Here is a 12,335-nt window from a genome sequence, read left to right as displayed (position 1 = left end):
GCACTGGGATCACTGGGGGAGCGCCCCGCACTCTGCCCGCGCGTTCCATCGGCCGGAGCGGTCCGATGTGGCGCACGCCTCAACGGATGCGATAGCCGTTTTTCTCCAGACATCCGCGGTTCCACACCAGCCTGTCACTGGCGTTGCCAGGCAGGTCGAGCACCCGCTCGCATTGATTGGGCAGGTTTGCGGTGCGAACACCTTCCCGTTCCAAACACCTGCGCGTCACGTACACACGATTTTCCCCATCGTGGCGAAAGGTCCGCTGACAGGTCGATGGAATGACCGAACTAGCATTTTTGCCCCATCCCGACCCAGGCCGTGACGACTGAGTCGGTTCCTTGACCACAACTCGTTTGGGTGGCTGCTGGACAACCACCCTGGAACGCGGTGCCGGTTTCTCGATAACCTTCGTAACCGGTCGGTTGGTGATATGACGGTGGACATGCACTTCCTTGGTTGCCTTCTTGTCGCGGTCCTCCGCCTGTTCGTGCAGAGCCTTGGCGATCAAGGCCGCGAAACCGACACCGAGCAGGATCTTGGCGATATCCTCCTGATTGGCAGCATGGGCGGGCGTAGGAGCGAGCGCACCGAGTGCGAGGGTGAGCGAAAGTGCAGTGGCGGCGACGGTCTTCAACATGGGAAACTCCTGATCCGGTCGGTGTGTCTGATCCGGCGGCGCACGGCCGCTGGCGGTGTGACCGGACACTCGGCCCAGAGTGCGAGATCGGGCAATATCGGCGCGCTGCTATCCGATAGCCACATCCTCAACCCCCTTGCGTTATTGAATAACTAGCGAAAACGAAGGATGGTCTGCGCATGAAACGCCTACCATTTCTCTCCTCACTCGCAGCCGCTCTGGTACTGCTCGCCAGCGCCGCTTCGGCCGGTTGTTACGCCGACTACAAGGCAAAGCGGGACAAGCCACTGCGGCTGCACTACGGTACCGCCGAAATCAACGGCAAGAATTGCACCGTGGCCGCGGCTGAAAAGCAGATTCGCAAACGCATCGCCAAGGACGGCTGGACGCTTCTGACGGTTCTCGGCGTATTCGACGACAACGGGCTGCAGGAGAGGAAAGAGAGTGCCGGGAAGTTCCACCTCCGTTACTGAGACGCTGCGGGCGGGAAACCGCGTGGTCACTGCCGGTATCGCTGCCATCGTCGGCATCCTGGTCCTGGCGGCGGGGTTGCTGTTTCTGAACCTGCCCGATGCGGATGCGTTCAACGCACGTGTCGAACGCATCTTCGTGGACAATGACGATCTGACCTCTCAGGCGGAGATCAAACTACTGGAGATTCTCGCCGAGAGCGGCACCTCCTTTGCCGACGTGCTGCAGAGCTACCGGCAGATCATCTTCGTATTGCTCATCTTCGCGACCGCCCTGTTGATCGCCGCCCTGGTTTTGTTGGTGATGGTCGTGACGCTCAACCGGCGGATGGGCGAGATCGAGAAGCAGGGTATTCAGGTAACGGACCTGATCATCAGTCGCGAGGAGCGTCTGGTCCTGCTCAACAACATGGAATTCAAGCTGACCGAAGCCGCAATCGAAACGCTGGCGGTGTTGGCGGAAGCGCGGATGGACGAAGAGGTGCTGACCGGCGCGCAACTCGAAGCCGTGATTCAAGGGCGGCGTCCGGAGGATTGCGAGGAAGCCGCCGGCGCCACCCGTATCAAGCGCCTGCGGGATTCTCTCGGGAACCAGATGGTGAGCGAACTATTGGTCCGCAACATCGCGCGCAGGGGATACGTTCTGGCGATCAACAAGGACGTGATCCGCATGGTCTGACTGCGCGGTACCGGCGAGTTTCGCTGCTTGGACTCGCCCCTTGGTGCCGGCCAAGCCACGCCTACTCGCGACCGGGGTTTTCCCCGCTCCCGGAACGTGCAACCATCTGAACCACAAGGAGGAGAGCGCCGGTTGCGGCGCTGAACAACCGAGGACAGGGCACACCCATGACCCATATTCTCGCCATCGATCAGGGAACGACGTCCAGCCGCGCGATCCTGTTCGACCGCGACATGCAGATCAAGGCCGTCGCTCAGGAGGAGTTCCCGCAGCACTACCCGGATTCGGGTTGGGTCGAGCACGACCCTGCCGATATCTGGTCGAGCGTGCTGCGTACCTCACGGGAGGTCATGCGGAATGCCGCTATCTCCGCGACCGAAGTGATGGCAATTGGAATTACCAATCAGCGCGAAACTACTCTGGTCTGGGACAGCGAAACGGGTGAGCCCATTCACAATGCCATCGTATGGCAGGACAGGCGTACCGCACCGATCTGCGAAGCGCTGCGTTCGGACGGGCACGAGGCGGCGGTCACTGAAAAGACCGGCCTTCTGCTAGACCCGTATTTCTCGGGCACCAAGCTCAAGTGGATACTGGATACTGTTCCTGGCGCCCGTGAACGGGCGCAGGCGGGAAAGCTGCTCTTCGGTACCGTCGACAGCTTTCTGATCTGGAAGCTGACGGGCGGGAAGGTCCACGCCACGGATGCCACGAACGCGGCGCGCACACTTCTCTACAATATCCATCGCGGCGGATGGAGCCGCCTGATGTGCGAACTGCTGGAAATCCCGGTGGAAATGCTGCCGGAGGTGCGCGATTGCGCGTCCGACTACGGCGAAACCGATCCTGAGCATTTCGGCGAACCGATCCCGATACTCGGCGTTGCCGGTGACCAACAAGCCGCCACCATCGGGCAGGCTTGTTTCGCGCCGGGCATGATGAAATCGACGTACGGGACCGGGTGCTTTGCGCTGCTCAACACAGGGGCAACGCCGGTAGCCTCCACGAACAGGTTGCTCACGACCGTCGCCTACCAGTTCAACGGCCAGCCCACCTACGCGCTGGAGGGGTCGATTTTCGTCGCGGGCGCGGTGGTGCAATGGCTGCGCGACGGATTGAAGATCATCTCGGCGGCACCAGAAAGCCAGCCGCTGGCCGAGGCTGCCGACCCATCTCAGAACGTCATTCTCGTGCCAGCTTTCACGGGACTCGGTGCGCCCTATTGGCACCCCAATAGCCGCGGCGCGATCTTCGGCCTGACCCGGAACACGGGGCCCGCAGAATTCGCCCGGGCCGCGCTTGAAAGCGTCGGTTTCCAGACCCGCGATCTGCTGGAGGCGATGCGTTCCGACTGGCCCGGAAGCGAAGCCGACCCGGTGCTGCGGGTTGATGGCGGGATGACAGCAAGCGACTGGGGCATGCAGTTTCTTGCCGATATTCTCGGCGCACCGGTGGACCGGCCCGAGATTCTGGAGACAACGGCGCTTGGCGCCGCCTGGTTGGCCGGTATGGAAGCGGGGCTTTACCCGGATCGCGATGGCTTCGCCGCGCACTGGTCACGGGATCGACGATTTGAACCGCTCATGGCAGACGATCTTCGAGATACGAAATATGCCGCTTGGAAACGGGCGGTACAGGCGACAATTGCTGCTAGTTAAAACGGCCGCGCACCGCACGACCTGACAGGACGACCTGACAGGTCAGAACGTCGCGCTGCGGCGCACCTGCCCCGTGTCCGGGCGCCGCCGGAGCATTTCGGCAATGCCGGTGTCGAGTGGCATGGAGGCCCTGAATCCTATGACGTCTTCGGCCCGATGAGGGTCTCCCGTGGAATGGCGAATGTCGCCAAGCCTCGTTGGGCCGAAGGTAATGGGCGCCTGAGAGCCCGCCACCCGATTCACCAACCGGGCAAGATCCAGAATCGACATGCCGCGCCCGGAGCAGATGTTAAGGACCGAGAAAAGCCCGGGCTCAGCGGCAATCGCCACCTTCATCGCCGCGGCTAGCGCAACACCGACTTCGTTAACGTGGATGAAATCGCGTGTCTGACCGCCGTCGCCGTTCACGGTAAGCGACGCACCATTGCGGGCGCCTTCGACGAAGCGCGTCAGTACACCGGAATAGGGCGAACTCGCGGACTGCCCTGGCCCGAATATGTTGAATGGCCGAACCGCAATACAGCGCGCGCCCCAAAGATCGGCGGCCTCCTTCATGTGCCGCTCGCTACCGAGTTTGTCGATCGCATAGGACGAAATCGGCGCGGGCACGGCATCTTCGTGAACCGGCAGTGCTTCCTGCTCGCCATAGACCGCTGCGGACGAGGTGAAGACGACCGGCAGGTCGCCCGTGGCCTCCAACAGCGTGACAGTCCCCTGCAGGTTGGTACGGCTGGCCTCGGCGCGATGGTTCGTACAAAGCTCGACCGACGAAATTGCCGCAAGATGGAACACACCGCTCACGCCGCGCATTGCCCGTTCAACAGCGCGACGATCACAGATGTCGCCTGTAACGAGTTCGGCTGTGTCAGGCAGGTTCGCGGGATCGCCGGACGAAAGATTGTCGAGCACCACGACCTCGACACCGTCGCGTTCAAGCAGGCGGCACAGGGCGGAACCGACAAAGCCGCAGCCGCCGGTGACAAGGAACCTGTTGGTTTCTCGGGAGGGTTTAGACTTCGTCCTCGTCATCCTGCGAACTATTCATGTTATATTCGTGGTGCGCAATCGCGTCTTCGACCTTGTCGTAGTACACGAGCTTTCCATTTTCCAACACCGCCCCCGATGTGCAAATTTGGCGCAGCAGTTTCATGCCGTGGCTCACCACGATTGCGCTACTTTTGGACAGACGGTCAAGGAAGTATTCCTTGCTTTTCGAGCGGAAGGCAGCATCCCCCACTGCGGTGCTTTCGTCCACGAGGTAGGTGTCGAAGTCGACCCCCATGGACAGGCCAAAGGCGAGCCGCGCGCGCATCCCGGAGGAGTATGTTCGAACAGGCATGTGGAAATGCTCGCCCAATTCGGCGAAATGGGCCACGAACTCCAGAAGCGAATCCGTGTCGATGCCATAGACACGCGCCACAAAGCGGATGTTCTGGGCACCGGTCAGTTCGGCGTGGAAGCTACCGGCAAACCCGACCGGCCACGATATCGTTCCGTCGGAACTCACGACACCGTTGTCGGGATCCATCGTTCCGGCGATGATTTTCATCAGGCTCGACTTGCCGGCGCCGTTGCGGCCGATAAGGGCAACGCTCTCGCCCGTCGGGAATACAGCGTTCACGTTGTCCAGTACCACTTTCCGGTTGCCGCCTGTGTAAAACGTCTTGCTGAGGTCGGATAGTCTGATCACATCGGCAGCCCTATCGTCGATCCCGTATGCTGTAGTAAACGAGCGCCCCGACAGACCAGGCCCCGATGGCAAACAGGGCAAACACACCCAGCAGGGTCATACGCTGCGGGTACTCCGAACTCTCGGCCAGGGTCGGATAGGTATAGGCAGCGAGGTACCGGCTCTTTCGTTGCGCCTCGGCTTGGGCGGCATCGAAATTGGCCTGCGCCGCGAGGTAGGTCTGTTCGGCGAATTCCCGATCCACGGTCAGGGACTCGTACTCGCCCACCAGCGTGGCGAAAGCCTGGTTGTCCCGCCCGCTTGTCCCGATTCCGATCTTGCTCCGTTCTTCGCCGATGCGTTTTTCGATCACGGCGATCCGCTGTTCCGCTTGCCGGATACGCGGGTCCTCGCTCCGCGTGTTGTCGCGAAGCAGATCCAGCTCGATCAACGCCTCCGCGAGTTGTCCCTGCAGCGTCGTCAACAGTCCCATCTGACCCTGCACGTCGATTGACGGATCCACGATCTGCGTGCGCGCACGGAATTCCGTCAACGCCGTTCGCGCCTCGCGAAGCCGCTTCTCGGCCAGCGCAAGTTCATCGCGAGCATATCGCGTGGTGTCGTCCCGCGCGATACTGGTGAGCCGGTTGATCGTGTCCGTGCTCTCCTCGTAAATCGCCAATGAAACAGCTTGCGCGTCTTCCGGAGTGAACGCCAAGACGCGTGTTTCGATCAGCCCGGAACCGCCGTCGTAGTAGATCGTCACCATGCGACGCCAGTAACGCACGAGGTCTTCGATCGGTGCATCGGGCTCTATGGTGAAGTACCAGTCGTTGTCGGGCTTAGAGTAGATACTGCGCAGATCCACCTGCGCATCGATCTTTTCCACAAGGGCCTGGCTCTGGATGTACTCGTAGAGGATATCAGCATCCGAACCACCGCTTCCGCCGATATCCAGAATACCGCCAATCATTTCAGAGGCCGAGGCAGAGTCCTCCTTGCGAACCGAGAAACCCATACTGGAACCGTATTGATCAGCGGCACGCTCGTAGAGATACCATGCAACGACCGCGCACGGCAGGGCCACGAGAAGCAGGAAACTGAGCATAACTCCGACATGGCGCTGCTTTCGTTTCGCAACCGGAGCAGGCGGCATAACTGGAAAGGCTGGCGCGCCGGCCTTCCGCGGTGAAACGTTGAGTTGGTTCGCCCGTCCGCCCTTTCGGCGCCGATTCTTGGACCCCTTTTCCTGCGAGGCGGACTTGCCTTTGGCACCAGCTTTCCCCGGCCGGTTTCCTCCCTGCGCTACGCTCTCTGTAATCGTGCCAGACCTCTTCTTTCGCCCCTTTCCAGCCGCTCCGGCCCCGTCGGCAGGCGGAGACGTCTTCGACGAACGCGCAGACGATTGTCGTTCGCCGTCCGGCGGCACGTCTTGTGGAACGTCTTCGCCGGACCCAGCAAGAGGCGCGATCTTGACGGAACCGCCACCGCGCAGGCGCACATCGTCTCTGGTCGCACGCAAGTTGAGCCGCCCGCGCTGACCCGGAAGCTCCGACGGTTCATCCAGTTGTGCCGGCAGTTTGATGCGAGGTGCGTTGCCGGTCGCAGTACCATCCGGCGCAGCTCGGTCATGCCGCAGAACCTTTACCACGGCGGCGCCACCCTGCGCGCTATCGCCCGGCAGATCTTCCGGCAAACCATCATCTTTTCCTGACGTCGGCGCCGTGGTCGCTCGAGGCCCGGCTGCTTCGTTCTTGCTCACGGTTCGTTCCTGCAAACCAATAAAGTCATGGAAGACTTCCTTTCCTTCCTACATAGTCCCGCCGAGTTAATCCAGTGGCGCGATCCAACAACGCATGACCGATACGGTGCCCGATACACAGATCCCGACCCTAAAACCCGCTGCACGCCCGCGGAGTTTCCGCACGTCACGGACGATTTTGGCTCTGATGATGCGTGAGATGCAGACGACTTACGGTCGGAGCCCGGGCGGATACCTTTGGGCGATTCTGGAACCGGTTGGCGCCATCGCCATGTTCACCTTCGTCATCTCGGTCGGCTTGAAAATCCGGACTCCGTCCCTTGGCTCGAACTTTGCCTTGTTCTACGCCACGGGGTTCCTGCCCTTTTCACTGGCGCTATCAACGGCGATGAAGGTCGCCAAATCACTGCAATACTCTCGCGCATTGCTTCAGTACCCTGGCGTTCAGTTTACCGATGCGATCATCGCCCGTTTCTTGCTCAATTTCCTGACGCATTTCATGGTGTTCTGCATCATCATCACGGGAATTCACGTGATCTTCAATCTCACGACGATCCGCGATTTCACGGCGATTGCGGCATCGTTATTCCTGTCGGGTTTCCTCGGTCTCGGTATCGGTACGCTAAACTCCTTCCTGTTCTCGATTTCGCCTCTCTGGACGTCTGCGTGGTCCATACTCACGCGACCGCTCCTGCTGATCTCGTGCGTCCTCTACGTGTTCGACGAGGTCCCACAACAGTACCAGGATCAGGTCCTTTACAACCCCCTCATCCATGTCATCGGACTCATGCGACGCGGGTTTTATGCGACATACGATGCCCATTACGCCTCGCCGCTTTATGTCATGGGGGTTGGTCTCGCTTGCCTTGTTCTAGGCCTGGTGTTGCTGTACCGCTACCACCGCGACATCCTGAATCGCTGATGCAATGGACGGCCATATCTTGGCCCGGCGCAATTCAGAAGAACGATAACCACCGGAGAACATGAAACTTCTCTACTACAACTGGGTCGACTACCTGGACGACCAGAACCGTGGTGGTGGCGTCAGCCAGTATCAGCGAAACGTGCTTGCCGAACTCGATCGGCGCAAGGGCATAGACTGCCTGTTCCTGTCGAGCGGGCTGGCGCATGATCTCCGGCACCGCCCCCCACGCTGGACGAAGGTCGCCCACGGACCCGCACAGGACCGGCATCGACGGTTCGAGATCGTCAACTCCGCGTGCCTGTCGCCATCACACCATTCCTTTGGCCACCCTGCGCAGGTGTCCGATGCAGCGACGCTTGACGCTTTTTCGGACTTCGTTCGCACCAACGGCCCATTCGACGTGATCCATTTCAACAACCTTGAAGGACTACCGGCCGAAGTCCTCGAGTTGCGCAAGGCGCTGCCGGGCACCCTCTTCGTGCTATCTCTGCACAACTACTATCCGTTCTGCCCTCAGGTGAATTTCTGGTACCGCGAAGCTGCGCATTGCGACAGCTATGCAGAGGGGTCGAAATGTGTGCGATGCCTGCCGTTCAAGCCGAATCCGAGAATGGTGCGCCTTTCGAATGCGGTGAACCTCGCGCTGCACAAGAATGGCGCCGGTCCCGGCACGCCAATCTACGACAATGCCGCGGGCCCCTTGATGCGCCTTGGTATCCGGTCAATTCGCAAGGTGGCGAACGCGAAAAGGTCAGTCGCGGCCACCAAGCACGAAGCCGAAGCCCCTTTCGACGCGCAGGCTGGCCCGACTGGTTCGCCGGAAGCTGCGCGCGCCTTCCGGGAGCGCCGATCGCGTTTCGTTGAACTGATCAATGAAAACTGTGATCGGGTTTTATGCGTCTCCGACAGAGTCCGGCAGATCGCAGAGGCACATGGAATCAGACCGGACTTGTTGCACACCAGCTACATCGGCTCCGACCATGCGGCACGATATGCCGAAACCTCCCCGCGCAGTTCACTGCTGCGCGCTGACGGTACGGCCGAGATGGCCTACCTTGGCTACATGCGGCGCGACAAGGGGTTTTACTTCCTGCTGGAAGCACTGGAAACGCTCGACCCCGCGCTTGCAGCGCGTCTGCACCTCGTCTTCGCGGCGGCCGGCCGGGATCCAAACGTATTGGCTACATTCGAGCGTCTGCGCCCGAGGTTTGCCTCGCTCACCTGGCACGACGGATACCAGCGCAACGAGATGGACGGCATTCTGGAAACTACCGATTTCGGGATAGTGCCGGTATTGTGGGAGGACAATCTGCCCCAAGTTGCCATCGAGATGCACAGTCGGCACATTCCCATTCTGACAGCCAACCGCGGTGGCGCTCAGGAGCTAGGACGCAGCGACGCGATGGTCTTTCGTTCTGAGGACGTCACGAGCCTGCACGCGCGACTTGCGGCAATCCTGTCGGGAGAGATCGACCTTGCGGGCTACTGGGCTGATGCGATGGCTCCTGTATCGCTGGAGACCCACATTAGCGACCTGCTGGCACATTATGCCGGCGAGGACGTAAACTGACCAGCAAAGCGTGCCGCATTCGGATAGCCAAACGCGCCCAATTGCGGCATATGTCGCGCTGACGGCAAGCCCGCGCCGTGGCGACGGAGCGGGCAGGAGTTCAGGATCCAAGGCAGGCAAAAGAACCGGGACCACAGGCATCTGGAAATGAAAATTCTTTACTACAATTGGGTGGACTACCTTGACCCTGAGCGACGGGGCGGTGGCGTTTCGGTTTACCAGCGAAATCTGATCGCGCATCTCGGTGAGAAAGACGATCTTTCGATCCGGTTCATCTGCTCGGGCATCTCGTATGACATGTTTTCCACGCGGCCGCGGTGGGAAAAAATCCGCCATGGTTCCCGTGATGACAGTCAGCGCCGGTTCGAATTGGTGAACTCAGGCGTCCTTGCGCCGGGGCACCATTCCTTCGGTCATCAAGCGCAGATCGACCATCCCGAAACCGTAGATGCGTTCTGTGACTTCGTCAGCGCGCAGGGTCCGTTCGACATCGTGCATTTCAACAACCTGGAAGGCATCCCGGCCTCCGTGATCTCAGCCATCAAGGCGCGGTTTCCGGGCACGAAAGTCATCCTGTCCCTCCACAACTATTACCCTGTCTGCCCGCAGGTAAACCTGTGGCACAAGGAGAGGGAAAACTGCCTGGACTACGATGGCGGCCGCAAATGCGGCACGTGCCTCAAATGGCAACCCGACCCGGACGACGTACGCAGCGCCAACGCTGTCGCATTTGCGCTCAAGAAGCTTCGTATCGAGCCTGGCGGCGTACTTTTTGGCCGGAGCTTCGCACTTGGAACGCGAGCTTCGAAGGCGTGGCTCAAGGCGTCGCAACGCTGGAAAGAGGAAAGCCGCGAAGTGCTCGCATTCGATCAGTCCAACCGCGACTGCTTGGAACCGCGAGAAGAAGGCGACCCGCTTGCGCGAGTCATCCCCGACAGCGAGCGCTTCCGGCAGCGGCGCGAGGATGTCGCTCGGATCCTGAACGAAAACTGCGACCGAATCCTTTGTGTCTCCAACCGCGTGGCGCAGGTGGCAGCGAAATTCGGAATAGATCAGACGCTGCTGGAAACCAGCTATATCGGGACCAAACACGCTGAACTCTATGAAACCACCCAGCCCAAAACGTCGCTGTTGAAACCCGATGGAACCGTCACGCTTGGCTTCATGGGGTATATGCGGCGCGACAAGGGATACTACTTCTTGATGAAGGCCCTCGCGTCGCTTCCGGACTCCCTGGCGCGGAGGATCCGGCTGGTGGTCTGCGCGAAGAAGGGCGAAAAGGATGCGATGGAGTTGTTGCGCAAAGCCGCCGACAACCTGTGCGAAGTGCGCCATGCGAACGGTTATTCCCATGACCAGATCGACCGTCTGTTGGAAGACGTAGATGTGGGCGTGGTGCCCGTTCAATGGGAAGACAATTTGCCCCAAGTCGCCATAGAGATGCACGCCCGCCATATCCCGCTGCTGACCAGCGACCTTGGCGGCGCACAAGAAGTCGGAAACGCGCCCTCGATGGTGTTTGAAGCTAACAGCATTGCGAGCTTCCGCCAGCGTATCCGGGAAATACTGGAAAACCGCATCGACCTTGACGCCTATTGGCGCAACGCGATGCCGCCGGTTTCCATGGAAGATCACGAAGAGAGCATTCTCGATATCTACCGTGACGTTCTTAAACCTGAGGACGCGTCGCGGGAGGAATCGCAGGCCGCTGCCGCAGAATAGCAAAGATCGAACACGCCGGTGGTCGCGCGCCGTCGCGTACGCGCCCCAGAACAGACGAAAGCGACTAACGATGACAGAACTGAACCTGCTGATGGTTGGCGCCGGACTTTCCGGAGCAGTGATCGGGCGCATGATGGCCGAAGCGGGACACCGCGTGACGATCTTGGACGCGCGTGACCACATCGCGGGCAACTGCCACACGGAGCGCGACGCTGATACCAATGTGATGCTGCACGTCTACGGGCCGCATATCTTCCACACCGACGATGCCGAGGTGTGGGACTACGTCAATCGCTTCGAGACCTTCCTGCCGTACAAGAACCGGGTGAAGACCACGAGTCAGGGCCAGGTGTTCTCGTTGCCGATCAACTTGCACACGATCAACCAATTCTACGGCAAGACAATGCGCCCGGACGAGGCGCGCGCCTTCATCGAAGAGATCGCCGACAAGTCGATCGAGGATCCGCAGACATTCGAGGAACAAGCCCTGCGGTTCGTCGGCCCGGACCTCTACGAGGCTTTCTTCAAGGGCTACACGATGAAGCAGTGGGGGGTCTCTCCCACCGAATTGCCCGCCTCAATCCTGAAACGACTGCCGGTACGCTTCAACTATGACGACAACTACTTCTTCCACCGGTTCCAAGGAATGCCGGAGAATGGCTACACCGACATGGTGGAACGTATCCTCGACCACCCCGGCATCACTGTTCACCTCGGAACGCGCTTCACCCGCGACATGGGGAAGAACTACGATCACGTGTTCTATTCCGGCCCGCTGGACGGCTATTTCGACTACGAACTCGGACGGCTTGGATACCGCACGCTCGACTTCGAGAAATTCTCCGGCACGGGCGACTACCAAGGCTGCGCGGTGATGAACTACGGCGATGTGGAAGTACCCTATACGCGCATCACCGAACACAAGCACTTCTCCCCGTGGGAGGAGCACGACGGGACAGTATGCTACCGCGAATACTCGCGCGCCTGCGGCCCGGACGATGTACCCTATTACCCAATCCGCCTGATGGACGAGAAAGAGATGTTGGGCCACTACGTCACCCGCGCCGAGGCGGAAGCGGGGGTGACGTTCGTTGGGCGCCTGGGCACCTATCGCTACCTCGATATGGATGTCACGATACGCGAAGCGCTTGATACTGGCCGCGCCTTCCTGCAGCATCTGGCGGATGGAACACGCATGCCGGTATTCACGAAACCGCCGGTCTGACGGCGGACCCGCCTG

12 protein-coding genes are annotated in these 12,335 nt (G+C 60.3%); 8 read left to right on the top strand and 4 right to left on the bottom strand.

Features of this window, described 5'->3' with window-relative positions:
* Positions 1–79: 79 nt before the first annotated feature.
* On the bottom strand, positions 80–640 hold the full coding sequence (locus tag ARC39_RS00775) for a hypothetical protein (protein WP_068108584.1): 561 nt from the start codon (positions 638–640) through the stop codon (positions 80–82).
* A gap of 179 nt (positions 641–819) precedes the next feature.
* Between ARC39_RS00775 and ARC39_RS00770 the strand changes: the two genes are divergently transcribed.
* The 3 genes from ARC39_RS00770 (at position 820) to glpK (ending at position 3,447) form a co-directional block, all read left to right on the top strand.
* Positions 820–1,113 (top strand): hypothetical protein, encoded by a 294-nt coding sequence (locus tag ARC39_RS00770; RefSeq protein ID WP_068108581.1) that lies wholly within the window; start codon positions 820–822, stop codon positions 1,111–1,113.
* Positions 1,085–1,789: a winged helix-turn-helix domain-containing protein gene (locus ARC39_RS00765; RefSeq protein WP_068108578.1), complete on the top strand. Its 705-nt coding sequence runs from the start codon at positions 1,085–1,087 to the stop codon at positions 1,787–1,789. Before ARC39_RS00770 ends, ARC39_RS00765 begins: the two co-directional genes overlap by 29 nt.
* Positions 1,790–1,956: 167 nt before the next feature.
* Positions 1,957–3,447 carry a glycerol kinase GlpK gene (glpK, locus tag ARC39_RS00760; RefSeq protein WP_068108575.1) on the top strand — a complete coding sequence of 497 codons (1,491 nt, stop codon included), beginning with the start codon at positions 1,957–1,959 and terminating at the stop codon, positions 3,445–3,447.
* A 42-nt stretch (positions 3,448–3,489) separates the two neighbouring features.
* On the opposite strand, the gene ARC39_RS00755 is transcribed toward glpK, so the two are convergent.
* The 3 genes from ARC39_RS00755 to ARC39_RS00745 are packed head-to-tail and all read right to left on the bottom strand — an operon-like array spanning position 3,490 to position 6,224.
* The gene (locus ARC39_RS00755) at positions 3,490–4,476 is read right to left on the bottom strand and encodes an NAD-dependent epimerase/dehydratase family protein (RefSeq protein WP_068108573.1); all 987 of its coding nucleotides are present in this window, start codon (positions 4,474–4,476) and stop codon (positions 3,490–3,492) included.
* Complete coding sequence (locus ARC39_RS00750) at positions 4,457–5,137, bottom strand: ABC transporter ATP-binding protein (RefSeq protein WP_068108570.1); 681 nt, start codon at positions 5,135–5,137, stop codon at positions 4,457–4,459. The genes ARC39_RS00755 and ARC39_RS00750 overlap by 20 nt, the downstream gene beginning before the upstream one ends.
* Before the next feature lie 10 nt (positions 5,138–5,147).
* Positions 5,148–6,224 (bottom strand): KpsE/RkpR family capsule polysaccharide export protein, encoded by a 1,077-nt coding sequence (locus ARC39_RS00745; protein ID WP_236545084.1) that lies wholly within the window; start codon positions 6,222–6,224, stop codon positions 5,148–5,150.
* 324 nt (positions 6,225–6,548) lie between these two features.
* Here ARC39_RS00745 and ARC39_RS25495 point away from each other — a divergent pair, with 324 nt between their 5' ends.
* From ARC39_RS25495 to glf, 5 genes are all read left to right on the top strand, one after another.
* Positions 6,549–6,830 carry a hypothetical protein gene (locus ARC39_RS25495; RefSeq protein ID WP_149866263.1) on the top strand — a complete coding sequence of 94 codons (282 nt, stop codon included), beginning with the start codon at positions 6,549–6,551 and terminating at the stop codon, positions 6,828–6,830.
* Between the two features lie 142 nt (positions 6,831–6,972).
* On the top strand, positions 6,973–7,800 hold the full coding sequence (locus ARC39_RS00740; RefSeq protein WP_078059005.1) for an ABC transporter permease: 828 nt from the start codon (positions 6,973–6,975) through the stop codon (positions 7,798–7,800).
* A 61-nt stretch (positions 7,801–7,861) separates the two neighbouring features.
* A complete protein-coding gene (locus ARC39_RS00735; protein WP_068108567.1) occupies positions 7,862–9,373 on the top strand; it encodes a glycosyltransferase family protein in 1,512 nt (503 codons plus the stop codon).
* Positions 9,374–9,520: 147 nt separating this feature from the next.
* Positions 9,521–11,095 carry a glycosyltransferase gene (locus tag ARC39_RS00730; RefSeq protein ID WP_068108564.1) on the top strand — a complete coding sequence of 525 codons (1,575 nt, stop codon included), beginning with the start codon at positions 9,521–9,523 and terminating at the stop codon, positions 11,093–11,095.
* Between the two features lie 79 nt (positions 11,096–11,174).
* A complete protein-coding gene (gene glf / locus ARC39_RS00725) occupies positions 11,175–12,320 on the top strand; it encodes a UDP-galactopyranose mutase (protein ID WP_303645108.1) in 1,146 nt (381 codons plus the stop codon).
* Positions 12,321–12,335 lie beyond the last annotated feature (15 nt).

It is taken from the genome of Tropicimonas marinistellae (genome assembly GCF_001509585.1).
In the GTDB taxonomy this organism is placed as follows: domain Bacteria; phylum Pseudomonadota; class Alphaproteobacteria; order Rhodobacterales; family Rhodobacteraceae; genus Tropicimonas; species Tropicimonas marinistellae.
The sequence above is the reverse complement of the archived record's forward strand: the minus strand, read 5'-3'. Positions and strand labels throughout refer to the sequence as shown.

What these genes read in the sequence shown, in the direction of transcription:
- ARC39_RS00775 (WP_068108584.1), bottom strand. Translation starts at nt 640, where the DNA reads ATGTTGAAGACCGTCGCCGCCACTGCACTTTCGCTCACCCTCGCACTC.
- ARC39_RS00770 (WP_068108581.1), top strand. Translation starts at nt 820, where the DNA reads ATGAAACGCCTACCATTTCTCTCCTCACTCGCAGCCGCTCTGGTACTG.
- glpK (WP_068108575.1), top strand. Translation starts at nt 1,957, where the DNA reads ATGACCCATATTCTCGCCATCGATCAGGGAACGACGTCCAGCCGCGCG.
- ARC39_RS00755 (WP_068108573.1), bottom strand. Translation starts at nt 4,476, where the DNA reads ATGACGAGGACGAAGTCTAAACCCTCCCGAGAAACCAACAGGTTCCTT.
- ARC39_RS00745 (WP_236545084.1), bottom strand. Translation starts at nt 6,224, where the DNA reads ATGCTCAGTTTCCTGCTTCTCGTGGCCCTGCCGTGCGCGGTCGTTGCA.
- ARC39_RS00740 (WP_078059005.1), top strand. Translation starts at nt 6,973, where the DNA reads ATGACCGATACGGTGCCCGATACACAGATCCCGACCCTAAAACCCGCT.
- ARC39_RS00735 (WP_068108567.1), top strand. Translation starts at nt 7,862, where the DNA reads ATGAAACTTCTCTACTACAACTGGGTCGACTACCTGGACGACCAGAAC.
- ARC39_RS00730 (WP_068108564.1), top strand. Translation starts at nt 9,521, where the DNA reads ATGAAAATTCTTTACTACAATTGGGTGGACTACCTTGACCCTGAGCGA.